At 64.5% G+C, this 24318-nt stretch carries 24 protein-coding genes; 11 read left to right on the top strand and 13 right to left on the bottom strand.

Features of this window, described 5'->3' with window-relative positions; translation table 11 throughout:
* Positions 1–20: 20 nt before the first annotated feature.
* The gene (gene ctaE / locus O6R08_RS03275; protein WP_456298780.1) at positions 21–716 is read right to left on the bottom strand and encodes an aa3-type cytochrome oxidase subunit III; all 696 of its coding nucleotides are present in this window, start codon (positions 714–716) and stop codon (positions 21–23) included.
* A gap of 252 nt (positions 717–968) precedes the next feature.
* Between ctaE and O6R08_RS03280 the strand changes: the two genes are divergently transcribed.
* Positions 969–1412 carry a response regulator transcription factor gene (locus O6R08_RS03280; protein ID WP_271418723.1) on the top strand — a complete coding sequence of 148 codons (444 nt, stop codon included), beginning with the start codon at positions 969–971 and terminating at the stop codon, positions 1410–1412.
* A gap of 77 nt (positions 1413–1489) precedes the next feature.
* On the opposite strand, the gene O6R08_RS03285 is transcribed toward O6R08_RS03280, so the two are convergent.
* The 5 genes from O6R08_RS03285 to O6R08_RS03305 form a co-directional block, all read right to left on the bottom strand.
* Complete coding sequence (locus tag O6R08_RS03285) at positions 1490–2200, bottom strand: A24 family peptidase (protein ID WP_271418724.1); 711 nt, start codon at positions 2198–2200, stop codon at positions 1490–1492.
* 7 nt (positions 2201–2207) lie between these two features.
* A complete protein-coding gene (locus O6R08_RS03290; protein WP_271418725.1) occupies positions 2208–2687 on the bottom strand; it encodes a hypothetical protein in 480 nt (159 codons plus the stop codon).
* Between the two features lie 281 nt (positions 2688–2968).
* Positions 2969–4105 (bottom strand): MFS transporter, encoded by a 1137-nt coding sequence (locus tag O6R08_RS03295; RefSeq protein WP_271418726.1) that lies wholly within the window; start codon positions 4103–4105, stop codon positions 2969–2971.
* Complete coding sequence (locus O6R08_RS03300; protein ID WP_271418727.1) at positions 4102–4425, bottom strand: ArsR/SmtB family transcription factor; 324 nt, start codon at positions 4423–4425, stop codon at positions 4102–4104. Before O6R08_RS03300 ends, O6R08_RS03295 begins: the two co-directional genes overlap by 4 nt.
* A gap of 214 nt (positions 4426–4639) precedes the next feature.
* Positions 4640–5752, bottom strand: coding sequence for a sunset domain-containing protein (locus O6R08_RS03305; RefSeq protein WP_271418728.1), 1113 nt, complete (start codon positions 5750–5752; stop codon positions 4640–4642).
* Between the two features lie 184 nt (positions 5753–5936).
* Here O6R08_RS03305 and O6R08_RS03310 point away from each other — a divergent pair, with 184 nt between their 5' ends.
* Complete coding sequence (locus tag O6R08_RS03310; protein WP_271418729.1) at positions 5937–6449, top strand: peptidylprolyl isomerase; 513 nt, start codon at positions 5937–5939, stop codon at positions 6447–6449.
* A gap of 197 nt (positions 6450–6646) precedes the next feature.
* Positions 6647–7225 (top strand): rhomboid family intramembrane serine protease, encoded by a 579-nt coding sequence (locus tag O6R08_RS03315; protein ID WP_271419204.1) that lies wholly within the window; start codon positions 6647–6649, stop codon positions 7223–7225.
* Here the strand turns inward: O6R08_RS03315 and O6R08_RS03320 are convergent.
* On the bottom strand, positions 7145–8908 hold the full coding sequence (locus tag O6R08_RS03320) for a DEDD exonuclease domain-containing protein (protein WP_271418730.1): 1764 nt from the start codon (positions 8906–8908) through the stop codon (positions 7145–7147). The two genes, O6R08_RS03315 and O6R08_RS03320, sit on opposite strands and share 81 nt — an antisense overlap.
* Before the next feature lie 312 nt (positions 8909–9220).
* Here O6R08_RS03320 and O6R08_RS03325 point away from each other — a divergent pair, with 312 nt between their 5' ends.
* Together O6R08_RS03325 and O6R08_RS03330 are read left to right on the top strand one after the other, a co-directional pair.
* Positions 9221–10324, top strand: coding sequence for a C40 family peptidase (locus tag O6R08_RS03325; protein WP_271418731.1), 1104 nt, complete (start codon positions 9221–9223; stop codon positions 10322–10324).
* 6 nt (positions 10325–10330) lie between these two features.
* A complete protein-coding gene (locus O6R08_RS03330; protein WP_271418732.1) occupies positions 10331–11401 on the top strand; it encodes an ROK family glucokinase in 1071 nt (356 codons plus the stop codon).
* Positions 11402–11405: 4 nt separating this feature from the next.
* Here O6R08_RS03330 and O6R08_RS03335 read toward each other — a convergent pair whose 3' ends face one another.
* The gene (locus tag O6R08_RS03335; protein WP_271419205.1) at positions 11406–11813 is read right to left on the bottom strand and encodes a hypothetical protein; all 408 of its coding nucleotides are present in this window, start codon (positions 11811–11813) and stop codon (positions 11406–11408) included.
* Between the two features lie 60 nt (positions 11814–11873).
* Here O6R08_RS03335 and O6R08_RS03340 point away from each other — a divergent pair, with 60 nt between their 5' ends.
* From O6R08_RS03340 to O6R08_RS03355, 4 genes are all read left to right on the top strand, one after another.
* Positions 11874–12629, top strand: coding sequence for a lysophospholipid acyltransferase family protein (locus O6R08_RS03340; RefSeq protein ID WP_271418733.1), 756 nt, complete (start codon positions 11874–11876; stop codon positions 12627–12629).
* Between the two features lie 151 nt (positions 12630–12780).
* The gene (locus O6R08_RS03345) at positions 12781–13353 is read left to right on the top strand and encodes a 1-acyl-sn-glycerol-3-phosphate acyltransferase (RefSeq protein ID WP_271419206.1); all 573 of its coding nucleotides are present in this window, start codon (positions 12781–12783) and stop codon (positions 13351–13353) included.
* Between the two features lie 75 nt (positions 13354–13428).
* Complete coding sequence (locus tag O6R08_RS03350) at positions 13429–14847, top strand: class II 3-deoxy-7-phosphoheptulonate synthase (RefSeq protein WP_271419207.1); 1419 nt, start codon at positions 13429–13431, stop codon at positions 14845–14847.
* Between the two features lie 79 nt (positions 14848–14926).
* A complete protein-coding gene (locus O6R08_RS03355) occupies positions 14927–15574 on the top strand; it encodes an MBL fold metallo-hydrolase (RefSeq protein WP_271418734.1) in 648 nt (215 codons plus the stop codon).
* Between the two features lie 15 nt (positions 15575–15589).
* Here O6R08_RS03355 and O6R08_RS03360 read toward each other — a convergent pair whose 3' ends face one another.
* The 5 genes from O6R08_RS03360 to O6R08_RS03380 all read right to left on the bottom strand — a co-directional run bounded on the left by O6R08_RS03360 (position 15590) and on the right by O6R08_RS03380 (position 22894).
* Positions 15590–16501 (bottom strand): DMT family transporter, encoded by a 912-nt coding sequence (locus tag O6R08_RS03360; RefSeq protein WP_271418735.1) that lies wholly within the window; start codon positions 16499–16501, stop codon positions 15590–15592.
* A gap of 97 nt (positions 16502–16598) precedes the next feature.
* Positions 16599–18017, bottom strand: a complete 1419-nt coding sequence (locus O6R08_RS03365) for a protein kinase domain-containing protein (RefSeq protein WP_271418736.1) — start codon at positions 18015–18017, stop codon at positions 16599–16601.
* 191 nt (positions 18018–18208) lie between these two features.
* Positions 18209–19306, bottom strand: a complete 1098-nt coding sequence (locus O6R08_RS03370; protein WP_271418737.1) for a polyprenyl synthetase family protein — start codon at positions 19304–19306, stop codon at positions 18209–18211.
* A 112-nt stretch (positions 19307–19418) separates the two neighbouring features.
* Positions 19419–21644, bottom strand: a complete 2226-nt coding sequence (locus O6R08_RS03375) for a HelD family protein (protein WP_271418738.1) — start codon at positions 21642–21644, stop codon at positions 19419–19421.
* 83 nt (positions 21645–21727) lie between these two features.
* On the bottom strand, positions 21728–22894 hold the full coding sequence (locus tag O6R08_RS03380) for a carotenoid dehydrogenase (RefSeq protein ID WP_271418739.1): 1167 nt from the start codon (positions 22892–22894) through the stop codon (positions 21728–21730).
* A gap of 50 nt (positions 22895–22944) precedes the next feature.
* Between O6R08_RS03380 and O6R08_RS03385 the strand changes: the two genes are divergently transcribed.
* Together O6R08_RS03385 and O6R08_RS03390 are read left to right on the top strand one after the other, a co-directional pair.
* Positions 22945–23673, top strand: coding sequence for an alpha/beta fold hydrolase (locus tag O6R08_RS03385; protein ID WP_271418740.1), 729 nt, complete (start codon positions 22945–22947; stop codon positions 23671–23673).
* A gap of 120 nt (positions 23674–23793) precedes the next feature.
* Entirely contained in the window at positions 23794–24252 is a 459-nt protein-coding gene (locus tag O6R08_RS03390; protein WP_271418741.1) for an Hsp20/alpha crystallin family protein, read from the top strand.
* Positions 24253–24318: the final 66 nt, after the last annotated feature.

Raw genomic sequence — 24318 nt, forward strand, 5'->3', positions numbered from 1 at the left:
ACCTTTCGCGGGTTGAGGTGTCAGCGCACGATGTAGATCACCGAGAACAGGATGATCCACACGACGTCAACGAAGTGCCAGTAGTAGGACGCGACCATTGCCGTGACCGCCTGCTCGTGGGTGAATCGACGAGCCATGTAGGTGCGAGCAAGGGTGAACAGGAACAGAATCAGGCCTCCGGTCACGTGCAGGCCGTGGAAACCGGTGGCCAGGAAGAAGGCCGAGAAGTAGACGCTCGAGGAGATGGTGTGACCCTCGCCGATGAGGGTGATGTACTCCGCGGCCTGTCCAGCGATGAACACCGCGCCCATGATGAAGGTCAGGGTGTACCACTCGCGCATGCCCCACGAGGTGATGGCGCCGAGGCCCTTGGTCCGCTTGACCTGGCCATGCTCGGCGGCGTGAACCCCCATCTGACAGGTCACCGAGGACAGCACCAAGATGAGGGTGTTGACGGCGGCTGCTCCGACAGCCAGGTGGCCGGACTCGGTCTGCCAGAGGGTCTGCTGCCCAGCCGTTGCCATGTCGCTGGTCGTCTGGCGGATCATGAAGTAGGCGGCGAAGAGAGCGGCGAAGAACATGAGCTCGCTCGCAAGCCACACCCAGACACCCATGGGTAGGGCATCGGGACGACCTGCCGGCGCGTTGAGTCGCGTCGGCGCGATCGGATGGATGGCGCCCGTCGGTCGTTGTGAAGTCTGCGCTGAAGTGGCCACGGCCTCATTATGGCCGGAAATGTGTCATTGGTCATGTCGTTTCGCTGTTCCAGGCTGATTTGACGTTGATTCGATGGGCTCAGATGGCAGAATGTCTTGATTTGTCCACCGATGGGACCAGGATCGTCTCAGCAGTCAGGACGCCCCGGGGTTCACAGATGCGGCGCAGACGGTAGCATCACTCGTGTTGCATCCGGTCCTTGGTGGCCGGCAGTTCAGTCAGTCCCACGCCGTCGAGGGAAAGGGCCGCTCATGGGCGACAAGCATGGGGAGCCGTCGGAGGCTCTCAAGGTTCTCGTGTACTCCGATGATCACACTGTCCGCGAGCAGGTGAAGGTCGCGTTGTGCGGGACGATCGCCTCGGACCTTCCGCGTGTCGAGGTCATCGAGACCGCGACCGAGGCCTCGGTCGTCGATGCCGTCAACAGTGGTCACTACGACGTCTTGATCGCTGATGGCGAATCGACCCCGTATGGCGGAATGGGGGTGTGTCACCAACTCAAGGACGAGGTCGAGGATTGCCCCCCGGTCGTCCTCCTGGTCGCTCGCGTCGCCGATGCATGGTTGGCGTCCTGGTCCCGTGCTGACGCCATCGCCACCCATCCTGTCGATCCGGTGGCCCTTCCCCAGACGGTGGCCTCGGTGGTTCGTGTTTCCCGCAGCGAGGCTGCCGAGCCCGCCGAGCAGGCTGTCTGAGGCGGGCGGCAAACCTCAGGGTTGCACGGGTTCCCGGTTCATCGATCCGGGGACTGCCGACGCTCACCAGATTGCAGTCACCCCAGGCTGATGACAAGAGCCGCCCACGGCCCGGACCACAAGGCTGGGCCGTAGGCGAACGCTGATCCCCACGGCGAGGGTCGGCGTCGGCGGATGAGAGTCGTCGCGATGGCCAGGAGCGCTCCCAGTACGGTCGCGGCAAGCAATGTCGTCATGCCTGCCTGGAGGACTCCGGGGTGAACGGACGAGACGCCCGTGGTTGCACCCACGAAACCCGTTCCGGCAGCCAGCCTGACGTCCCCATATCCCAGCGAGGAACTGAGCCGCCACATCAGCCAGAAGAAGCCCGTTGATGCCGCCGCGACGGCAAGGCATCCTGCCAGTGTCGGGATGGGTGGCGGCGACGTCGCGGCCACTGTGGTCGCCAGCGCGACTACTGATTCGGCGACACAACGACGCCACAGCCTCACCGGGAGGAAGGTGGTGGCCTGGTCGACAGCCACCAGGGTTGCCACCGATCCGGACCAGACCCACCACACGCCCCAGCTCCACCGTGGCGCCAAGGTTGAGAGGAACCCGCACAGGGCAGCTGTGGCGATGACGATGGCGGTCCGGGTAGGTGTGACGAGGGAGGCATATCGCGGCTTGACGGCCAGGACCTCCTCGCCCACCTCCTCAACTGTTGGCTCTGTCAACCGGGGAACGGTGACGAGCAAATGCCACAGTGCGAGTCCGCAGGAGACGGCAATCCCGAGGACAGCCCACATGGGTGCCTCAGGACGTCGTGATGGGCTCGGCGGTGGAGACCAGACCGCGAGCTTCACAAGCCGCCCGGGCCCGAAGCCGCGTCATCTCGGTGCACACGTCTGCCTCTCCATTGAGGAGGCGGTGAGCCTGGGGGATCGTCACGTCGAGCATGTCGGCGATGTCCTCGACCCCGCAGCCGGAGTTGCGGAGGGCGAGGGTCCTGGCCTGGGTACTTCCTGCTGGCACGATCCTGTCTCGTGTGGCTTCGACGTCATCAACGCTGACGGTGAGGATGCGCATGGCGTCGATGACGCGAATCCGTGACAGGGGACGATCCCCCTGGCCGGCGAGTCGTCGGACCGTCTGGCTTGGGACGTGCGCGAGCAGGGCGACGACTCGCCACGGCACGCGGCATTCATGGACAAGGGAACGGACATGGAGGGAGAAGTAGCGGGCGTCGACCCACGCTGTCGACGCCGTTGAGGGCGGTAGATCCGGTCTAATCATGTGACAGGCCTTTCTGTCTGCGGCGTGTCCTCCGGAGGGACACGGAACACTCTTCTTAATGGGGATAAGTGTCATTACAGACGCCTGATGTGACATCAAACTTGTGTTGTTACATGACTGTTACATTGCGTGTCATATTTCGAGACTCAGATGTCCTGACCGGAGACGTTGATCGCCGGTGAGGGTGCAGGCGTTGATCCACCCGACAGTCCGGACCAGCACCGCTGTGGCGGCGTGAGTTTTTCGCGCCGGGGATGTTGACGTGGGCGACGCGGGACTACTCACGAGTGGGGGCTCATTCGTGATCGGGCCAGCTGGCCGATGACCGCGAGTGCCGCAACGGATGCAGCGGCCAGGCACAGTGTCGTCGCAGTGGCGTCGTGGGCCACGAGTAGTGACCCGAGCGTGGCGCCAAGGGCTGATCCCAGGTAGTTGGCTGAGGCGTTGGCGGCGACCGCGGTGGCACCGTCGTCGGGGTTGGCCCCGAGCAGGACGTGTTGTTGGGGTGCCAGTGACGCCCAGCCGCAGACTCCCCACACGAACAGGCTCCCCAGCATCACGGCCGGGGTGTGACTGGCGGTCATGCCGGCCAAGGCCATCGTGAGGCCGGCCAACAGCAGAGCGCTGAGACGCAAGGGCTGTCCCCGGTCGACGACGTGTCCGATGCCGAGGGCACCGACGGCACCTCCAAGGCCCCAAACCCAGATCGCTGCAGTTTGGTGGCCGGCCAGGCTGGACTGGCCGAGGACAACCGTCAGGTAGGTGTAGAGCCCTAGTGGCGCGATCCCCGTCAATAGGGTTACGGTGACCGTCACGAGGTTGTCCGGCCGGGCTGCAGCCCGCAGGCGCGCGGCCGGGCTGGACGCTGGCACTGGGGGTAGGTCCCCGCCGTGGGACAGGATCCCTGCCAGCGACACCGCGCCCGTGACGACGATGAGGACGATGGCTGCCCGCCATCCCCACCGACTGGCCAGCGCCAATCCCAGAGGAACGCCGAAGACGGTCCCCACAGCCAGACCGGACAGGACGAGGGACAAGGCCCTGCCGCGGTTCTGGGGGCCAACGAGAGTGGCAGCCACCGCCGACGACAAAGGTGAGTAGACCCCAGCGGCAGCTCCGGCGACAGCTCGCGCCACAAGGAACACCGCCACTGTTGTCGACACCGCTGTGGCGAGGTTCGCCAGAGTGAACACGGCCAGGGCGCCGACAAGGCTGCGCCGCGAGTTGAGACCCGCTTGCCCTGCCAGAAGTGGCCCTGCGATCGCATAACACCCAGTAAAGGCAGCCACTCCGAGCCCGACCACGGCTTCACGGGACCCCATGGACACGGCCAGTGCCGGCAACAGTCCAGCGATGACATAGGCATCCAGCCCCAGGGCAACGCTGCCCATCACGAACGGCCAGAGTCGGCGAATCACTCGGCCCCCTCGCTCCCGGCGTTGGCGATGACTGCCGCCAAGACCCCCGGGAACAGTGCGTCCACGTCCTCGCGCCGCAGCCGGATCAGGCAGGCGCGTCCCTCGCTCCTGGTCCAGGTCACCCCTGCTTCCCGCAGTATCCGCGTGTGGTAGGTCAGCGTGGAGCGGGGTAGATCCTCTGCGAGGTCGAGGCTGTCATGATCCTGACCGTCGGCCAGTCGGCGAACCATCTCGAGTCGTGTGGGGTCGCTCAGCGCGGCCAGGACGCGGGGCAGTGTGATCTCGTCGACCTCTGGGTGGGCGTAGGAGCGAGGGGGCATGAGACCTCCAAAGGAATCGTGCAGTGATACTTGCATGATAATCGTGCAAGTATCACTGCACAAACATGGAGGTCAATCAACATGTTCGGTCAGTACATCCAGATCACGCACTGAAGTTGACAGTGGTGTCCCTGCTGCAGCCGCGAAAAACGTGCGACGCACGACGACGGGGCTCGTCGACTGACGAGCCCCGTCGGAAACGTGGAGTGAGAACTCAGCGCTGGGCCTTGGTGAACCCGGCAGCCTGGGCGTCCTCCTCGGTGGCGAACCACACGTCGGCGATGGTGCGGTCGTAACCGCCAGAACCGGGGACGTGGTACTTCATCGAGCGGTCATTGCCCTTGATGACGTAGCCCTCCGGCGGATTGTCACCGACGTACGAGGTGGCCTTCGGCTCCTCGTCCTTCGCGTCCTCCTTGGGGGCCTTGGCGGCGCCGTCCTTGGTCGTGGTCTGGGAGCGGGCGCCCTCGTCGACGAAGGTGGCGGTCTCGGCGGTCTTCTCGGCAGCAGCGGCAGCGGGGCCACCCTCGTCGGCCATGGCGGCGACGGGGTCGGCTGGAACCGACGTGTCCTTGTCCTTCTTCTCCTTGTCCTTCTTCGGCTCGGGCGCGGCAACCGGCTTGGAGTCGTTGCTGGAGTCGGCCTTGTCGGCGGGCTTTGGAGTGGAATCCTCGGTCGCCTTGTCCTTGTCCCCGGGGGTCCACGAGTAGGTGACCTTGGGCTCGTGGGCCGTCCAGCCATCGTCAGAGGACTTCATGAAGCGTCGGCTGGCGACGATGGCTGCAGCCGAGATTCCACCGAGAATGGCGAGGGTGCCGAGAACCTTGCCGAACTTGCCGCGACGCTTGGTCTTCTTGACCGACTTCTTGTCGCTGTCGGCCTTGGTGGCCAGCTCAAGCGACTCACCCTTGAGGGCGGAAACGGCGGCCTGTCCACGGCGGGTGGCCTCCTCGACTGCGGGCAGGGAAGTGACCTTTTCGGCTCGCTCCTCGAGCCCGGGCAGGACGTCGTTCTGGAAGGTGTCGTAAGCCTGTTGGAGGGCCGGGACGACCTTCTCCTGGGTGTACTCCTTCGAGACGTCAAGGGCCTTCTTGCCAGCCTCGACGGCCTGGTCAGAAATGGGTCCGAGCTTCTCGGAGAGCGGTCCGAGCTTCTCGGAGATGGGGCCAAGCTTGTCACCGACCTGCGCGGCCAGCGGAGCTGCCTTGTCCTGGGCGGCTGTGAGGTACGCGGCGGCGATCTCCAGCGCCTGTGCACGCTGCTCCTTGAGCGTGCTGGGGCTGCTTGCGGCGGCGGTCTTGCGGGAAGCCTTCTTCTTGCAGGACACGGTTCCTCCAATTTTCTGTGGGACAAAGCTCGTGATCGAGCACTTCCCACGGTATCTGTCACATGGCCTGTAGACCAGGGATTCGTAGTTCCTGATGTTCACTCAAGGGCCAATTCAGGCCAGGATCCTTCGGGAGTCAGTAGTCTGGAGTGGCCCACATCGTTTCTCATAGGAAGGCAGGCAGGTGGCCTCTACCGCGACTCTGCACACCAACCACGGTGACATCGTCCTCAATCTCTTCGCCGATCAGGCTCCCAAGACCGTCGAGAATTTCGTCGGACTGGCTGGCGGCACCAAGGAGTACGTCGACCCGAACACCGGTCAGCCGACCACTGGCAAGTTCTACGACGGCTTGACCTTCCACCGCGTCATCGACGGGTTCATGATCCAGGGAGGTTGCCCCCTCGGTACCGGAACTGGCGGCCCTGGCTACCGGTTCGCCGACGAGTTCCACCCCGAGCTCACCTTCTCCAAGCCCTACCTGCTGGCCATGGCCAATGCCGGACCGGGCACCAATGGTTCCCAGTTCTTCATCACCGTTGCCCCGACCCCGCACCTGAACCGTCGTCACACCATCTTTGGTGAGGTCGCTGACGAGGAGTCGCGCAAGGTCGTCGACGAGATCGCCCAGGTTCGTACCGGTCGCGGGGATCGTCCAGTTGACCCGGTCGTCATCGAGAGCGTCGAGCTGTCCTGACCCTTGAATCCTCGGCCCTGGCGGATGGTGTCTGCCAGGGCCGAGGTGAGCCCCGAGGTGGCCGCACCTCGGGGTTTTCCACTACTGCCGCCTTTCCCCGTCATCGGCGGCCCTATGGTCAGAGGAGATTCATGCCCGACCGCTGGAGAGAGCATCCTGTCTTCCCCGCCCCGGCAAGGTGTCCGGCCTCGCTGGTGCTGGCCGTAGTGACTCTGTTGGTGACGATCGCGGCGCGATTCACGCCCTTGGCCTCGATGCTGGCCTCTGGAAGTATGCCGGCCTACGACTTCCAGGTCTGGCGGCCGCTGGTCTTCTCCGTGACGACCTCGTCGATCCTCGGTGCTGTCCTCAACGGTCTGCTTCTGGTGCTCATCGGCCATCAGATCGAGCCCATGATCGATTCGGTGCAGTTCGCGTTCCTGTACCTGCTGTGTGGGGTCGGAGGATCGACGACCATCAGCCTTGCCGGTGTGCCGTACTGTTTCGAAGGATCCATGTGCGGGCTGTTCGGGCTGATGGCGGCCTCGGCGGTCGTCAAGTACGCCCAGAACCAAGACATTCGCGCTGACATCGTCTTGCTGACGATGTTCATCATCTGGGCCATCGTGATGGGGTCTGACATCTGGATCGCCGACATCGGAGCGGTCGTCGTCGGAGCGGTGTCCGGCTGGGCGTGGCTGCAGACACGATGGTCGTCATACCGTCGTCAGCTCGGGGCGGGACTGGCAATTCTCGCCGTCTGTCTGGCTGCTCTCACCGTCACCTGGGTGGTGTGAGGCGGCCACGCGCACTGCGAGTTCCTCGCTGGTCATCCAGCAATGGGCTGGCCATGACCATTCCCCGACGATGTCGACCAGCCGAACCCCAGGTTCCTCACACCACGATGCGACCAACTCGGCTTCCTCAATGGTGCATGCCGGTAGGCCTGCTGGGGGAGGGGTGACGGTCTCGGCAGTTGCGCAGATCGCCTCGATGACAGGCATGGGGTCAGTACCTGTGCGGCATCGTCCTGCTCCAGCCAGTCGGCCATGTCGAATGACGTGAATCTCCCAGAAGGGGCCGTCCCGGCGGGCCGCCACAATCTGGCGGCAGGATGCCAATGACGCCAACCGGGCACGTCGTCGGGTGGCTCTCAAGACCTCCAGGGCGTCCTGAGTGTATTGCGCGGCCTCCTCAAAGCGTTCAGCCTCGGACAGGCGGGCAATTCGCTGTGCGAGCTGATCGGTGAGGTCACGGACGTCGCAGGTCATGGCCATGCGAGTGCGCTCGACGATGGCCGAGTAGTCAGCGGCGGGATTCAGACACGGAGCTGAGCACCGCCCCAGCTCAGCCAGTGGGCACCCGTCTCGATGACGCGACAGCGGTTCGCTGCACTGTCGAAGGCCAAAGGCTTCAGCAAGGACAATGGCGGCACGAGTCGCTGCCCGGCGGTTGGTGAATGGCCCCCAGGGTGGTTGTGACCCGCGATCAGCTCGGCGTACCACCGACGGTCGGGGACACTCCTCGTCGGTGAGGGTGACCCACCACGCTGATCCCTGGCGACGTGAACGACGGTTATACCGCGGTTGGTGGGCGTCAATGAGACGTAGTTCCCGGACTCCCGCCTCAAGGCGAGTCGAGCATTCTCGGGCTTTCACCCCGGTTGCGACCCGGACCATCTCGTCCATCCGGCGCCGCGTCTCGGAGGCGGTGAAGTACTGCGACACTCGGCGTCGAATATTGACCGACGTCCCCACATAGAGCACCTCAGGTGAGGACAGCCCCGGTTTGTCGAGGCAGAACCAGTACACGCCGGGCCCTTCCGGCAGATCCTTGGCCCACACTCGGCGGCGTCGCCGAGCATGAGGTACCTGGTGAGTCATGTCCAGGAGGTCTTCCACAGTGGTGACGCCGAGGTTTCCCACCCGTTCGATGAGACCGTGCAGGACATCGACCGTCGCACGGGCGTCCGCCAGTGCGCGATGAGACGGCGTTGTCGTGGTCTGGAACAACCGGGACAAGGTAGCCAGCTTGTAGTTGCGCACCTCACCGCGAGGCAGAACGCAGCGAGCCAGCGCGAGGGTGTCCACGACGGCGGGGTACTCCCATGGATAGTCGTGCTCGGCATAGGCCCGCTTGAGGAAGCCGACGTCAAAGCGGGCGTTGTGGGCCACTAACACCGTGCCACGACTGAATTCTGACCAGCTTGGCAGAACGGCGGTCAGCGGTGGTGCGGGCCGGGTCATGGCGTCCGTGATGCCGGTGAGGACTTGGACGGAGGCTGGGATCGGCTCAGATGGGCGGACGAGGGTCTGGAACTCACCCTCGACGTGACCTCCGCGCACCTTGACGGCCCCGATCTCGGTGATCTCGGCACGGTCTCCAGTACCGGTGGTCTCGAGGTCGACGACGCAGAAGGTGACGTCGGGCAGAGGAGTGCCCAGATCGTCGAAAGACGGCTGGAAGGGTGCGGCACTCATGAGCGTGACGATAGGGAATCCCTGCGACAAGATTGCCGAGCGCTGGCGAGAACAATGGAGAACACCCTTGTGAAAGGCACGTTGTGCGCCGATCTTGCTCATGGACGCGCACGGATAGGATCGGTTTTCCCCCAGAGGTTGCCTCAACTCCTGAGGAGCACATAAGATTCTCTTAGTCGGCAGGGATGGTCCTGGCTCGACGACCAAATCACGGCTGGACGGATGATTCGGTCGAATCGCGTTATGATGCGATCAGGCCGGTCAGGTGATGGTGAAGGGTAGACAGTGGAGCGCAGGCTTGGAGCTTCTCAGATGAGTGGTGGCACCCCTCGACGTGGCGTCGCAGTGGCTGCGATGACGGGGGCAATCATTCTCGGCACCGTGGCATCGATTGGGCCTGGCGCTCAGGCAACTCCCGACCCCATCAATCAGGCGAAGACTCGTCTGGCCCAGCTCGACGAGCAGACCGCCAAGGTGCAGGAGGACTACACCAAGGCCCAGGCGGCTCTCGACGAGGCCCAGAAGGATCTCAATCGTTCCCAGAAGGACCTCAACGCACAGTCTGCCAAGGTGGCGGCGATGCGTCAGGCTCTCGGCCGCGTCGCTCTGAGCGACTACCGCAGCGGCGGTGGCGTCTCGACGACCACTCAGCTCGTGACCAGCGGTGACTCCAGCCAGTTCCTGTCCAAGCTGGCGACTGTCCAGAACGTCACTGATCGCACCACTGAGCAGTTCCAGGGTTTCCAGGCCGAGCAGGCTCGGTTGGCTTCCCTGAAGTCGCAGGCCCAGGCTGATCGAGCCACCATCAAGGCTCAGCGTGATCAGCAGGCCAAACTGTTGGCTGAGGCCAAGAAGAAGGAGCAGGAGGCCAAGGCGGTCGTCGACCGTCTCACCGCTCAGCAGCGTGCCGAGCTTGAGCGCCGTCGGGCTGCCGAAGCGGCGGCTGCGACCGCCAGCGTCGTGTCCCGAGCTGCGCCACGTTTCACTGGCCAGCCGACCCAGCCGGTAGCTGCCAGCGCCAAGGGTGGCCAGGCCGCGATCCAGGCCCCCGCACAAGGGGTCTCTTCGCGCGCTCAGACCGCCATCAATTTCGCGATGGCTCAGATTGGCAAGCCTTACATCTGGGGCGGAACCGGGCCGACCGGGTATGACTGCTCCGGTCTCATGATGGTTTCGTGGAGCAAGGCTGGCGTCGGTCTGCCCCGTACCGCAGCCGCTCAGTACGCGGCGGGCCGCCCCGTGGCGACGTCCGACTTGCAGCCGGGCGACCTGGTCTTCTTCTACCCGGGAATCACCCACGTCGGCATGTACATCGGTGGTGGCAAGTACGTCCATGCCTCCAACCCGCGTACCGGTATCAAGATTTCCGACCTGGCGCACCATAGCTCCTACCAAGGCGCGCGCCGCTTCGGCTGATCCTCCGTGCTCAGTGTCGGTATAGACATCGGCGGCACGAAGGTCGCTGCCGGTGTCGTGGATGAAAGTGGCCAGATCCTTCGACAGATCCAGCGCCCGACTCCCTCGCACAGTCCGGAGGCCGTCGAAGACGCGATCGTCGAATCAGTCCGGGAGTTGTCCCACGGCCTGCCGATAGGCGCCGTCGGCATTGGTGCTGCGGGCTGGATAGACACCGAGCAATCGGTCGTGCGTTTTTCCCCGCACCTGGCATGGCGAAACGAGCCACTGCGGGATCGTCTTTCTCAACGCATCACCATCCCTGTTCTGGTCGACAACGACGCCAACGCAGCCGCCTGGGCCGAGTTCCGTTTCGGGGCCGGCAAGGGATCGAGAGTCATGGTGTGTCTCACCCTGGGAACAGGCATTGGTGGCGCACTGGTCATCAACGGTCGGATGTTCCGAGGCCGTTATGGCATGGCCGGCGAATTCGGCCACATGACGGTTGTTCCTGACGGTCACTGGTGCCCGTGTGGAAACCGTGGTTGTTGGGAGCAATACGCCTCCGGGAACTCACTTGTCAGGGATGCGCGCGCCCTGCTGGCCGAGGGTGCTCCCGGGGCTCAGAACCTGTTGTCCTATGTCGCCGATCGCAATCCTGAGAACCTTGTCGGCCCCGACGTCACCCGCGCAGGCGTCGACGGAGACCGGATGGCCATCGAACTCATAGCCGATATCGGTATCTGGTTGGGTCGTGGCATGGCCAACCTTGCTGCGGCCCTCGACCCCGATCTCTTCGTCATCGGCGGTGGCGTCAGCGCTGCCGGGGACCTGCTGCTCGAACCCGCTCGCACGGTGTACGCCCGGACCCTCACCGGTCGCGGATTCCGGCCCATGGCCGACATCCAGAAAGCTCATTTCGGCAATGACGCAGGGATCATTGGCGCTGCCGATCTGGCTCGCCACTCCATCAACGAGCCTCCCGGTCTGGCGCGCGGTTTCTGGCCGCGCCGACGCACTGCTGTTCGTCGGCCACGACGCACCCCGCGCCAAACTCTCGCTGAGACTCTCGGCGGGCCCGTCGCCCGTGACAATTGAGCGGCTACAGTCGGGAGTGATTGCCCCACGGGCCGTCGTCGTCGCGTTCTCGTCGGGTGATGGCCCGCCAGATCAGTAGGCCCACTCCGGCTCCTCCTGAGGTGATGGCCAGGATGAGCGCCGTTGCCGGGACGTTGACACCTCCCATGGACAACAAGACTGTGAAGATGCAGATCGCCAGCAGGATGAGCCCGACCTTCGTGGCCGGGCTCGGTGGCGGCGGTGGTTCGACGGGTAAGGGATCATCGATCTGGTCAAGATCGGGTTCCGGTTCAGGAGGGACTGGGGCCGGGGCGCGCCGTACCGGTCGGTCCTGAGGGCGAGGACGACCAGGGGCGGTGATGACCTCCCCGAATTCGCGAGCGATGAGCTCCTCGAAGGCTGCATCGACGTCCTCGCCGTCGCTTTCCATCATCCCTCCACCTGTCAGGGGATCCGAGGTGCCGCTAGGCTTGGTCGCCGAGGAGGCCCCATGTGGTACGAGTTCTTCAAGTATGCGCTCTTCGCGCCGGGAGTGCGAGCCCTCTGGCACCCCCGTGTCATCGGTGAGGACAACATACCCACCGAGGGCGGGGTGATTCTGGCTTGTAACCACATTGCGACTCTCGACCCTGTCATCGTGGCGTCCATGATTGACCGGAAACTCACCTATCCGGCCAAGAAGGAGCTCTTCGCCGGGGACCGGGGATTCGGGTCGAAGGTTGTCGCCTGGTTCCTGCGCGCCGTCGATCAGGTGCCGCTGGATCGTTCGGGCGGGCGCACCAGCGTCAATGCCATGGGGCCGGTGGAACGCCGACTCGCAGAGGGTGGCCTGGTCGGTATCTTCCCGGAGGGGACGCGCTCTCCCGATGGTCGGCTGTACAAGGGGAAGACGGGTGTCGCTCGGATGACCCTGGGGTCGGGGGCTCCGGTCGTGCCGGTGGGTATCAGCGGGACCACGGTGAGGCGCAAGGTCCTCGGGATCCCGTTGTTGGATCACCCGACGATCGTCTTCGGCAAGCCCATGCATTTTGACGTGTTGGACGATCGCGCTGACGAGACCGCGGTGCTGCGCTGGGTCACCGATGAGGTGATGGGGGCGATCAGCGACCTCACGGGGCAGGGGTATGTCGACGTGTATGGCTTCCGGGTCAAGCACGGCAACCTCAAGGGCAAGGATGTCTCGAAGTTCGTCAAACCCCGACCCGGCGGCAAGCCCGTGCCCCCGCCCCGCGTGACGAAGGCCTGATCGTATGAACTGGTTGCGCCGATCCCATGGCGAGGTCACGGGTCAACCCCTGCCCTCCCACCCCGTGATTGTTGCGGTTCACCTGCATCGTCGTGCAGATCTGGTGACGGCACAGCAGTGCCTGTCGGCAACGAACCGGAAGGTCTACCGGATGTCGGGACGTCGCGCCAAGGGTTCGCACTTCCACGCTGAGGCGCGAGAGCACCTGGCTCAGGGATACGTCGTCGTCATGGCCCCTGAGGGGTTGCGCAGCTGGGCGGGCCAAATTCATCGCGTTGACGTTGACGTCGCCCGGTTGGCGCTGGATGCCGGGGCTCTCGTCGTGCCAGCTCACGTCGCCGACGGAAACCTTGTTCTTGGCAGCCCGGTGGATCTGTCTCGGCACGCCGCCACCCCGCACTCTCACGCTGTCGTGAGGGCGGCAGCTGACGACATTGCCCTGGCGCTGTGTGAACTGACGGGATTGACCTACCGGGACCATCCAGCGGTGCGCGGAGATCTGCGGCCCCGCCCACTCATCTGGTTGTCTCACATGCGCAAGCTGAGAAGGGATCGCAAGAGGCTCCGTCAGGTTGAGCAGGAACGTCTGCGGCAGGAGAGCGCCCGTGACGCCGAGGAGCTGGCCCGCGAGGAGGAGAAGGCCCGATTGGCAGCGCAGCTGCAAGCCCGCAAGGCCTCGCTGGCCGATCGGCTGGCCGAGCACGACATTCGTCCGGGCCGGTGAACACATGGAAGCCGCGGGGCCAGGTGCATGACACCGTGAAGTCCATCCCTGCGTGAAGTGGAACCGGCGATGGCGATGATGGCAAGTAGACTCCCGGCCATGTCCCAGAGCGTTCCCAGTCTTGAGGTCCTCAACGCCCTGCCACGGGTCCAGCAGCCCAATTATCCCGATCCCCAGGTGGCGGCCGAGGTGATCGAGCAACTTCGCAGCTTGCCCCCGCTGGTTTTCGCGGGGGAGTGCGACGACCTTCGCGCGCATCTGGCAGCCGTGGCCAACCGAGACGCCTTCCTGCTGCAAGGCGGCGACTGCGCGGAGACCTTCGCCGGGGTCAACGCCGACAACATCAAGGGCAAACTGCGCGTGCTGCTGTCGATGGCGGCCGTCATGACCTACGCTGGCCAGCTTCCTGTGGTCAAGGTGGGTCGCATTGCCGGGCAGTACGCCAAACCGCGTTCCAAGGACACCGAGACCCGAGGAGGCCTCACCCTGCCCACCTACCGGGGCGATGCTGTCAACGGGTTTGACTTCACCCCGGAGGCGCGGGTGCACGACCCGAAGCGTCTGGTCGGGGTGTACAACGCGTCAGCAGCGACCCTGAACCTGGTGCGGGCCTTCGCCACCGGTGGTTTTGCTGACCTGCGTGGCATTCATGCGTGGAATGCCGACTTCGTGCGTAGCTCCAACGTCGAGGCCCGATATGAGGCACTGGCATCGGAGATCGAGCGGGCCCTGGTCTTCATGATGGCCTGTGGCCTCGACGACGATCAGCTGGCTACCGTCGACTTCTACGCCAGCCACGAGGCCCTGCTGCTCGACTACGAGCACGCCATGACGAGGATCGACTCGCGCTCCCAACAGCCTTACGACTGCTCGGGGCACCTGTTGTGGATCGGGGAGCGGACTCGCCAGCTCGACGGTGCCCACGTCGAGTTCCTGCGCCATGTGCGCAATCCGCTGGGGGTCAAGCTCGGCCCGACGACGACGGGGGAGGACGCCGTAGCCATTGCCGAGGCTCTTGATCCCGACCATGAACCTGGTCGTCTCACCTTCATCACCCGGATGGGCAGCAAGGCCGTGCGTACCACCCTGCCGAAGGTCATCGAGGCGGTGGAGGCCACCGGTCGCAAGGTGGTGTGGAGCTGTGACCCGATGCACGGCAACACCTTCGAGGCCGACAACGGCTACAAGACTCGCTCTTTCGCGGATGTCTGTGATGAGGTCAACGGCTTCTTCGATGTTCACGAAGAGCTGGGTACCTGGCCTGGTGGCGTGCACATCGAGTTGACTGGTGACGACGTCACGGAGTGTTTGGGAGGCATCGACAAGCTCGCCGAGGCCGACCTGGCGAATCGTTACGAAACTGCTTGTGACCCGCGTCTGAACCGCAACCAATCCCTGGAACTGGCTTTCATGATTGCCGAGAGGTTGGCCGATGGTCGTCTCAAGCGCCACGCCGTCAGCCCGCTGGCTCGGTTCCGCGGCATCGATCTGTGAGGGGTCGAGGTCAGCCAGTTCAACCACGAATATCGCACAACTGGTTGCCGCTGGCTGACGGCGGCGAAACACTGGACACATGAGAATCACGCATCTGGGACACTCCTGCATCCTCGTCGAAGCAGCCGGGCAGCGGATCCTCGTTGACCCCGGTAATTTCAGCCAGTCCTGGCACGGGCTGACCGACCTGGACGCGATCCTCGTCACCCATCGCCACCCGGATCACGTCGATCCCGAGCACATCGGCGCTTTGGTCGACGCCAACTCTGGGGCTGTCGTGCGCGCTGAGGAGGGAGCCTGCCATGAGGTTCCTGCCCTTGACGCCGACCCCATTGCCCCGGGTGACGTCGTACAGCTCGGTGAGGTGAGGATCGAGGCTGTGGGTGGCCGTCACGCCATCATCCATCGGGATCTGGATCCGATCGGCAATGTCGGCTATCTCATCGGTGAGGGACTCGGTACCATCCTCTTCCATCCTGGAGACGAGCTGGACGAGACTCCACGCGGAGTTGACGTGCTGGCGTGCCCAGCCCATGGTCCGTGGGCGGCCATGAAGGAGACCCTCGACTTCGCACGATCCGTGGGTGCCCGTCATGGGTTCCTCATCCACGAGGGCCTGCTCAACGAGCGAGGTTGGCAGTTGTCCTTCGACCGTCACCAGGAGATGGTTGCGACCACGTTCCACGATCTACGAGGCGGCCAGCCCTGGGACGTTCCCGAGGACTGACCTTCAGTAGACGACTCACAGCATTCGGTCCATGCCGAACCTCGGAGCCCAGGCCGGATCGACCTGGGACGCCGGGGGTTCGCTGTGGGGTTGAGATACACCGCGACGACGACGCGGCGGGCAAACAACCAGCGCCATGGCAGCCAGGATGGCCATCCCGCCGATGATGATGCGGGCGGTGAGCGTCTCTCCGCCGAAACCGATGGCGAAGACGGCTCCCCACAGCGGCTCGGTGCACATGATGACGGCGGCGCGGGTTGACTCCACGCGGGCCTGTCCCCAGCTCTGCATGAAGGTCGTCAAGGTGCCGCAGATGATGGCCAGGTAGGCCAGGGCGAGCCAATCCTGCATGTGCGTGGGAACGCTCAGACCAGTGGGCAAGGCTGCAATGGTGCAGACGATGGCGACGGTGATGGTCTGGTAGAGGCCCAGCGACGCGACATTCGACGGGTTGGCGAAACGTCCGGTCGCGACGATGTGGCCGGCGTAGGCCAAGGCCGAGGCCAAGGTCAGCAACTGGCCGATACCGCCGAACCCGCTGCTCAGGGAGGACGGGTCAAGGGCCAGCACCCCCATACCGACCGTCGCCAGGCCGACAGCTCCCCAGACGGCACGCGACACCTTCTTGCGGAAGATGACGGCCGCCAGAAGCGGGGTGAAGACGACGTACAAGCTGGCGATGAATCCGTTCGTGGCGGCCTGGGTGCTGCTCAGCCCGATGGACTGGAGCAACTGACCACCAGCGAAGAGGACACCAAGGATGGCTCCCTTGACGATGGTGCGCGTGTCGGTACGCCAAGCCTTGGGAAAGAAGACCCCGAAAGCAGCGGCCGCGAGGGCAAAACGACAGGCGAGCAGGTTTTCTGGGCTCATGCGGGCATAGGCGCCCTTCATGACGACCAGGGTCGATCCCCAGAGGGCAGCCATGAGAAGAAGAGCAGGCACAGCAAGGCGCGATGAACGAAACCCAACCACGAATCACATGATACGCGGGAGAATCTTCTTCATGCAACCCGAAATGGCGTCAAATCTCTTGTGAGAAGGCGTGCAACCCGAATGATTCGCTGTGATCTGTTTGCGCGACCGATGGTGTGCGAGGAAGCTCGCTGGCGGAGTACTGGGAGGACGCGAAATGGAAGACCAAGTACGCGCACAGCACCGTCACCAGGACGATGAAGACGGTCGCAAGGACCCCGCGACGACGGCGATGGACGGCGTCCTGGGCCAATCTGGAGTGGGAGGACGGCTGGTTGGTGGGTCGATACGGCGTCCGTCGCCGAGTGTGGTTGGTGGGAGAGACGGCTCGGCCCGGTCGTGAAGCAGGGCGTGGGTCCGTCGGTGACAACGGAGAATTCGGCGTCCAAACGGGGGTTCGTGGGGACGCTGGTGTGGCGCTGCTGCGCGACCGCGTCGGTAACACTGCCGTTCCCGGATGAATCGGCTCGCTGCGGCGGGTGGCCCGATCAGTGGATCCCTGGGGGGCGTTGGTCACGGGATCGGTGATGACGACACTGGGACGGGACACACCTGACTGCAGGGCAGCCAGAGCCGGGTCGTCAGTGTGTCCGGTCGACAGGGCGTGGCGAACGCGACGCATCAGGTCGAGAAGGGCTCGTCCATTGGAAGGACGCATGGCTGGGTCGCGCGATGTACAAGCACGCACCAGACCGTCAAGGTAGCTCGGGATGAGCCATGCGATGTCACGTTCAGCGCGGGTGCCATTGGCCAGATACTGGGAGGGAAGGGGGACGTCCTTGTTGACGTGGGCCCACGCCACCTGAATGGGGGAGTCCCCGGTATGAGGTTTGTGGCCGGTGAGCATCTCGAACAACACGATGCCGGCGGAGTAGATGTCCGAGCGCTCGTCCGAACTGCCTCGTGTCACCCGTTCGGGCGGAATGTAGGACACCGTGCCGATGAGCTGCCCGGAGGTCGCCGACATCGTCTGATTGCCGACGGCACGCGCCAAGCCGAAGTCAGCCACCTTGATCTGGCCGCGGTCGGAGATGAGGACGTTCTCGGGTTTGACGTCGCGATGCACCATCCCGTCCTCGTGCGCGCTGGCCAGGGCAGACACCACCGGCTCGAGGAGATCAAGGGCGCGCACCGGGGTCAGCGGCGCCTGTTGGGTGATGATGTGACGCAAGGTGCACCCAGGCACATATTCCATGACGATGAAGGGACGATCCCCGTCCATCCCCTGATCGAAGACGGACACGACATGGGGATTGACGAGCCGGGCTGCAGCTTTGGCCTCGGAATCGAATCGCTCCGCGAGTTCCGCGTCGAGTCCCTCGTGCATGACCTTGACCGCGACGATGCGAGGAAGGCACAAATCCTGGGCTCGATACACGGTCGCCATCCCGCCACGAGCGATTTTGGACACGATCTCGTAGCGACCCTCGAGGATGTGGCCCACCAAGGGGTCAGTGCTCATGGTCATGGTCACGATTACGCCTCACGCACGGTCGGGGAAGAAGGGTGTGCGGCCCACCTCGAAGTGTATGCGCAGTCTCCACGAGCGGATCGCAGCGCGACCCGGCGAGTCCTCAGGCCGCACTCGTGACTGTCGCCCGTCGTCAGGGGTCCCCAGCTCCCTCGTGACGGCTCCGTCGCTGGTCTGGGGCAACTGCCTCAGAAGCGGCGCTCGACGCACTGGCGGGCCAGCTCGCGCAGAGCGGTCCTGCCATCCTCGGTCATCTCAGCGTTGTCCAGTGCTGCCACAGCGCGCCGATGGCACTCGTCGATGGTTGACTCGACGGCATCCTTGGCCCCGCTGGTCTCAATGATGCGGCGGGCCACGGCCACGTCGGAGTCGTCGAGGTCGGGGCGATTGAGGAATCCCTCCAATCGTGCTGCGTCCTTGGCGTCAGCCTGGTTGAGGGCATGGGCGACGAGGACCGTGCGCTTGCCTTCTCGCAGATCATCCCCGGCCGGCTTGCCGGTGAGCTCGGCGTCACCGAAGATACCGAGCAGGTCATCGCGGTACTGGAAAGCTCGCCCGATGGGGGAGCCGAAATCGGCCATGGCCTGCTGGAGGCCATCCGAACCGCCTGCCAGCGCCACCCCGATCTGGCAGGGGCGCACCACGGTGTAGGAGGCGCACTTGTACTCCACGACCCGGCCGACAAGATCAAGGGCTGACTCACAGCCCGACCCCGCCATCCCCGATTGAGAGGTGACGTCGAGGACCTGGCCGCAGGTGACCTCGGTGCGCATGGCGTCCAGGAGAGGCGTCGCGGCTGCCAGTGTGCCGGCATCCAGGGGCGCCGAGGTGAACATCTGGGCAGACCACATCATCAGCAGGTCACCCAGCAGGATGGCGATGTCGAACCCGAATTGTTCGGAGGGGCCGCCACCCTTGGCCTCGGCATGAGCGGCCTCGAAGCGACGATGCACCGACGGCAGGCCACGCCGGGTGTCGGAGTGGTCCATGAGATCGTCGTGAACCAGGGCCGATACGTGCAACAGTTCGAGGCTGGCCGCGGCCTGCAACAGCCCGCTGGGCTCGTCAGGCTGCCCTGCGGCGGCCACATGGCCCCAGTAGCAGAACGCAGGACGAAGTCTCTTGCCCCCACCGGTGTAGTCGCGGCACGCGTCAAGAACAGGCGACAACTCGGCACCGATGGCGTCGACAACCACCTTCTCCTCATCGAGGAAAGAGGAGATTCTCGCGCTCACAGCCTCTCGAAAGTCAGCGCTGACCGGAGCGGACGGGTCAAAGGGGAACATGGAGCCAGCATAGAGCGCTGTGACGACGTCAAACGAGTCCAGACGTGGTACACGAGGCCGGGTGCTGTGAACGTCTCGGCAGTGGCGCCCCCCGGCCGTCACCAGTTCACTGTCAACGGGTCTCGTGGGTCCACAGGGCATCGGACCATGTTCGCCCGGTGCCGCCCGCATGCGGATGGTCTGCCTGCACGGTCTGAGGCGACTCCGGCTGTCTGAGGCCGACGACCGCGAGGCGCTGGGTGGCCCGGGTGAGGGCGACGTAGAGCATCCGGACACCACCAGTGGCATTCCCCGTTTCGGAGACGATGCGCTCCGGATCGACGACGACTGCGCCGTCGTACTCGAGTCCCTTGGCCTCCATCGTCGTCACCGGGATGATCCGCGGGTCCGTGGCGAGGATGCGAGCCTGGTCGACCAAGCTGTCCGGGCACACCAGACCGATCGTCCCGTCAACCTCCTGAAGCATCTGGTCAAGCTGAGAGCGTACTTGCGCCCACAGGTCGTCGGTTCGCACCACGGTGGGCTCAACTCCCACCGAGCGCACCGCCTGGGGAAGGTCGGCGTCGGGCTGGACGGTGACGACGACCTCGGCGGCAAGATTGAACACTTCTGCCGGGGAACGGTAATTCTTCGTCAACGTGAAGGTGCGGGAGGGGGCGTTGCCGACCAGCTCATCGATGGCCGTCCGGGTCTGGTCGTGGTGGGGGAAAGCCGCCTGAGCCGGGTCCCCGACGATCGTCCAGGAGGCCTGTGGGCCCCGTCGTCCAATCATGCGCCACTGCATTGGCGAGATGTCCTGGGCCTCGTCAACGAGAACGTGGGCATAGGTGTTGCGAGGCTCGTCCTCGTCGATCTGTCGAGCATCACTGAGACGGTCACTCACGGTGACCAGTTCCGCGGTGTCTCCGCCCTCGATGAAGACGGGGTCCTCCGCGTCAGGCTCGGGGGGAACCGGACCCAGGATGGCGGCCAATTCGTCCAGCAGGGCCATGTCGGCCACCGACCAGCGACGGTGCCCTCGTCGGTCCACCTCGGTGGGAATGGAGTTGACGATGAGCTGACGAGTCTGGTCGTCCCATTCCGGGGCGACGGCTTCAGCGACCGCCGGGTCGGCCAGCCGGGCCAAGACGTCGGTGGCTGACAGGCTCGGCCACCACGCGTTGAGGAACATCCGCCAGGAGGCCTGGGAGGAAACCAGGTCGTCGAAGTGCTCCTTGGTCAGGTCGTGGGCGGCGATGACGTCATCGGGAAGGCTGTTCCACAGCTGATCCTTGAGTGAGGCCTCAGCAGCCTCGCGACCGTCGTTGTACCGGTTGCGTTTGAGGATGCGATGGCGGGTGGAGGCCAGGGTGTCCGGGTCAAGGGTGAGTACCTCACCCTTGACCGTGACTCGAAGACGCATCGCCTCTGGATCGGCCGACAGTGGCATGGTGACCAGCCGGGTCAAGACATCGACCATGTCGAGACTGCCCTTGATGTTGGCTGTGCGGGGCTCGTCGAGGTGATCGGAGGAGAACCCCAGGATGTCAGAGGGGACCTGGCCGACCGAGCGGAGGGTGACGGAGTCCTCGCCGAGGCTGGGCAGCACCCGCTCGATGTAGCTCATGAAGACTGAGGACGGTCCGATGACGATCACCCCACCGTTCTCCAGTCGGGTTCGGTGGGAGTACAGCAAGAAGGCGGCGCGATGCAGGGCGACGACCGTCTTGCCGGTTCCTGGCCCGCCCATGATCCTCGTCACGCCCTGGTAGGGGGCACGGATGGCCTCGTCCTGTTCAGCCTGGATGGTCGAGACGATGGAGTGCATCCGGGTGTCGCGGGCCCGGGAGAGGGCGGCCATGAGGGCTCCCTCCCCGACGATTGGCAGGTCAGCCTGTGAGGTGGCATCCAGCAGGTCGTCCTCAATGCCAAGCACCTTGTCGTCCCGGCAGCGCAGTACGCGACGACGGATGACACCCATCGGATCGGACGGGGTGGCGCGATAGAAGGGCTCGGCGGCTCGGGCACGCCAGTCGATGACGAGGGCTTCGTAATTGGCGTCGCGCACGCCGATCCGCCCAATGTGACGCACTTCGTCATCGTCAGTGAGGTCCAGTCGACCGAAGACCAGACCCTCGTGTTCGGCATCGAGGATTGCCAGCCTCTTGGCTGCGTTGTAGGAGAAGGCGTCGCGCTCGAACATCGCTGTGCCGTCCTCTTCGCGGACCCAACTGGTGCGATCAGAGCGGTACATGTCCTGGCCAGCCTCGGCCAGCATGCGAGCCTTGTTCTCGTCGATCTCCAGCTGAGCACGGACCCGGTCGACATGGGCCTGTTCCTTGGCGATCTCAGCTTCCACAACGCGAGGGTCAGGGGTCGAAGTGTCGTGTTCGGTCAAAGTCGTCCTTCACGAGAGTCTGCCTCGGACGCGGTGTCGCGGGGCTAACGCACAAGCTTACGCGCGAAGCCCCCATTCGTGGAACCGTGACTTCGTCGCGGACGGCCCGCCGCCCCGATGGCCTTGTTGGTGGGGCGGATGTCCTCCCCGGTGAGACGTTCGTGGACCAGATAGGTCGCCAGCGCTCCGGTCAGCAGCCGCGCCCAGGGTTCCGGACCCCCGTGGGAGGCCGGGGACGCGGGCAAGGTTGGAATCGATCCGTGCTGGCTCCACGTCATGGGGGGACGATCCCGCCATGCCGACCACACGGTGCCCATGGTGGGGTCCGCGACGGGGTGGGTGTGATCGTGGCAGATGCGGTGCGTGTGGGTGCCGTCCCACCAGGTCCAGGTCTCGATGAGCCCTTCGGGTTTCCACTCCATGGTGTGGTCCATGCCGGTGGATGCGGGCGGCTCGTCGCTCGTGGTGACGGTGACGGTGGGGGCGGACCAAGCTTGGGGTGCCCGGTGCCACCAGGACCGGCGAGGGGTTGGGGGGATGGTGTCGATGACGGCGTCCGGTGTTGATGTGGGGGCCGGGTCGATCGTCACTGCGCGTTTGGTCAGCCTGTGATCGAGGAGGTCCAACAAGGGCTGAAGGTCGGTGGGGCCGTGAGGGCCGACGAGGTTCCAGCATCCGAAGACTCGCGTCACGGCGAGCTGGGTCTCATCTGCCGACAGTTCAGCAAGCGGCGAACACAGGTCGACGGGTAGGGGTTGCGGGAGAGGGCCGGGGCGCAAGGTGACGGCGTTCTCGACCCCATTGCGGCGGCGGGCCTGCCAGACGGTGTCGGCGTGGTTAAGGACCTCACGCCATGTGTTCGCGGTGTCCTGCCCGTAGCGGTCCCGCACGGCATGGATCTGCGCTGCCCGTTCCGTGGGCATCGTCACGGTCTCATCGCCTGCCCGCAGGTGACGGCCAGGTTCCTCGACCAGATCCAGATTGATCGCAGCCAGTTCGGCCTCCATGGCGCGTCCGGATTTCGCGAAGAGGTCTCGCCATGCGGAGGGCAATTCGAGGGTGGCGCCAATCTCGGGGGCCAGCGGACGTTGTGCGTCGGCTCGCCACCGGGGAGAGGAGGTGACGATGGTGACGTCGTGGCCGATCCGGGCCAATCTCAAGGCGGCAGCCAGAGCCACGAGTTCGTCGCCGAGGATGTGAACCGTTCCCATGTGTCAGTGCTTCCTGTGGTTGTGAGGTCGACATTTTGACCGCAGGTATCGTGCCAGAGGTGAACACGGATCTTCCTGTCGTCGCTGTCCATGGAATCACCAGTTCGCCAACCACCTGGGGTGGGCTGGTGCTGGCATTCAACATCGAGAAAGTACCGGTCCATCAGTTGTCCCTGCTGGGTCACGGCCCCATTGGCACCCGTCGCGGAGCCGGCACTGGCTACCCCCTTGATGCCTTCGTCACCGACGTCATCGATCAGATGGACGCTCGTGGTGTTGAGAAATGCGCCCTGGTGGGCCACTCCCTGGGTGCCCTGGTGTCGTCGATGGTTGCCCAACGTCAGCCGGAACGATTCGATCGCGTGCTGCTGGAGGACATGCCCGTGCTGAGACGGGAGCGTCAGGACCCCGCGCCCATGAAGAGATACGCCGACGCGCTGGCCTTGGAGGTGGCGGCTCTGGCGGGACGCAAGAAGTTCGATCCCAAGATGGTGTGGAAGGTCAGCCGCGAATTGCTCAAGCCCCATCCACAGTGGTGGGACGGATTGGCCCGAATGACCATGCCAGTTTTGGTCATCGGGGGAGGCAAGTCGTCATACCTGCGTCAGGATCGGTTGCGCGATGTGGTGGATGCTCTGCCGGATGCTCGCATGGTCACCATTGAGGGTGGTCACCGCACCCACATCACCAAGGGGGACGAGTTCTGCGACGTCGCAGTTCCCTTCCTCACCAACGGCCGGCACATCAATCGGAGACACAACGGCGTCCAGGACACGTGAGCCCTGAGCGAACTGCGCTCAATTCTATTGTTGAGTCGATGTGACTCATGGTTAAACTTGAGTCATAACGACTCAGACTGAGTCGGGGCAGGAAACTGCTGAATCCGTAGGAGTGTTGACATGGCTCGTAACTTTGACCCATTCCGTGAGATGGATCGTCTGCTCTCCGACGTCACCAGGACGCCGGCGGCTGTGGCGGTTCCCATGGACCTCTACCGCGACGGCGACAACTACATCGTGGCCGTGGACCTTCCGGGGGTTTCCCCGGAGTCCATCGACATCGACGTTGATGACCGCACCCTGACCATCCGCGCCGAGCGCGCGGCCAAGGTGACCCAGGAGGTGCAGTGGCTCTCCCGTGAGCGTGCCATGGGTATCTTTGCTCGTCAGCTCACCCTTGGGCACGGACTGGCCACCGATCGGATCACGGCCGAGTACACCGATGGTGTGTTGACCTTGACGATCCCGGTTGCCGAGGCTGCCAAGCCGCGCAAGGTGGAGATCAAGCATGGCTCGACCACCATTGACTCCACGGTCGACCAGGCTCAGGTCGGCTCAGGCGACGCCCAGGAGCAGTGAGTCCTCACACACTGACGCGATGGCCGGTCCCCGTGGTGGGGGCCGGCCATCGTAGGTCGTGCGTCG

This window comes from Cutibacterium equinum (assembly GCF_028021195.1).
Classification (GTDB): domain Bacteria; phylum Actinomycetota; class Actinomycetes; order Propionibacteriales; family Propionibacteriaceae; genus Cutibacterium; species Cutibacterium equinum.

Coding starts and splice junctions, on each gene's coding strand:
- O6R08_RS03280 (WP_271418723.1), top strand. CDS start 969: ATGGGCGACAAGCATGGGGAGCCGTCGGAGGCTCTCAAGGTTCTCGTG.
- O6R08_RS03285 (WP_271418724.1), bottom strand. CDS start 2,200: ATGTGGGCTGTCCTCGGGATTGCCGTCTCCTGCGGACTCGCACTGTGG.
- O6R08_RS03290 (WP_271418725.1), bottom strand. CDS start 2,687: ATGATTAGACCGGATCTACCGCCCTCAACGGCGTCGACAGCGTGGGTC.
- O6R08_RS03300 (WP_271418727.1), bottom strand. CDS start 4,425: ATGCCCCCTCGCTCCTACGCCCACCCAGAGGTCGACGAGATCACACTG.
- O6R08_RS03320 (WP_271418730.1), bottom strand. CDS start 8,908: ATGAGTGCCGCACCCTTCCAGCCGTCTTTCGACGATCTGGGCACTCCT.
- O6R08_RS03325 (WP_271418731.1), top strand. CDS start 9,221: ATGAGTGGTGGCACCCCTCGACGTGGCGTCGCAGTGGCTGCGATGACG.
- O6R08_RS03335 (WP_271419205.1), bottom strand. CDS start 11,813: ATGGAAAGCGACGGCGAGGACGTCGATGCAGCCTTCGAGGAGCTCATC.
- O6R08_RS03340 (WP_271418733.1), top strand. CDS start 11,874: ATGTGGTACGAGTTCTTCAAGTATGCGCTCTTCGCGCCGGGAGTGCGA.
- O6R08_RS03345 (WP_271419206.1), top strand. CDS start 12,781: ATGTCGGGACGTCGCGCCAAGGGTTCGCACTTCCACGCTGAGGCGCGA.
- O6R08_RS03350 (WP_271419207.1), top strand. CDS start 13,429: ATGATGGCAAGTAGACTCCCGGCCATGTCCCAGAGCGTTCCCAGTCTT.
- O6R08_RS03355 (WP_271418734.1), top strand. CDS start 14,927: ATGAGAATCACGCATCTGGGACACTCCTGCATCCTCGTCGAAGCAGCC.
- O6R08_RS03360 (WP_271418735.1), bottom strand. CDS start 16,501: ATGGCTGCCCTCTGGGGATCGACCCTGGTCGTCATGAAGGGCGCCTAT.
- O6R08_RS03365 (WP_271418736.1), bottom strand. CDS start 18,017: ATGACCATGAGCACTGACCCCTTGGTGGGCCACATCCTCGAGGGTCGC.
- O6R08_RS03370 (WP_271418737.1), bottom strand. CDS start 19,306: ATGTTCCCCTTTGACCCGTCCGCTCCGGTCAGCGCTGACTTTCGAGAG.
- O6R08_RS03380 (WP_271418739.1), bottom strand. CDS start 22,894: ATGGGAACGGTTCACATCCTCGGCGACGAACTCGTGGCTCTGGCTGCC.
- O6R08_RS03390 (WP_271418741.1), top strand. CDS start 23,794: ATGGCTCGTAACTTTGACCCATTCCGTGAGATGGATCGTCTGCTCTCC.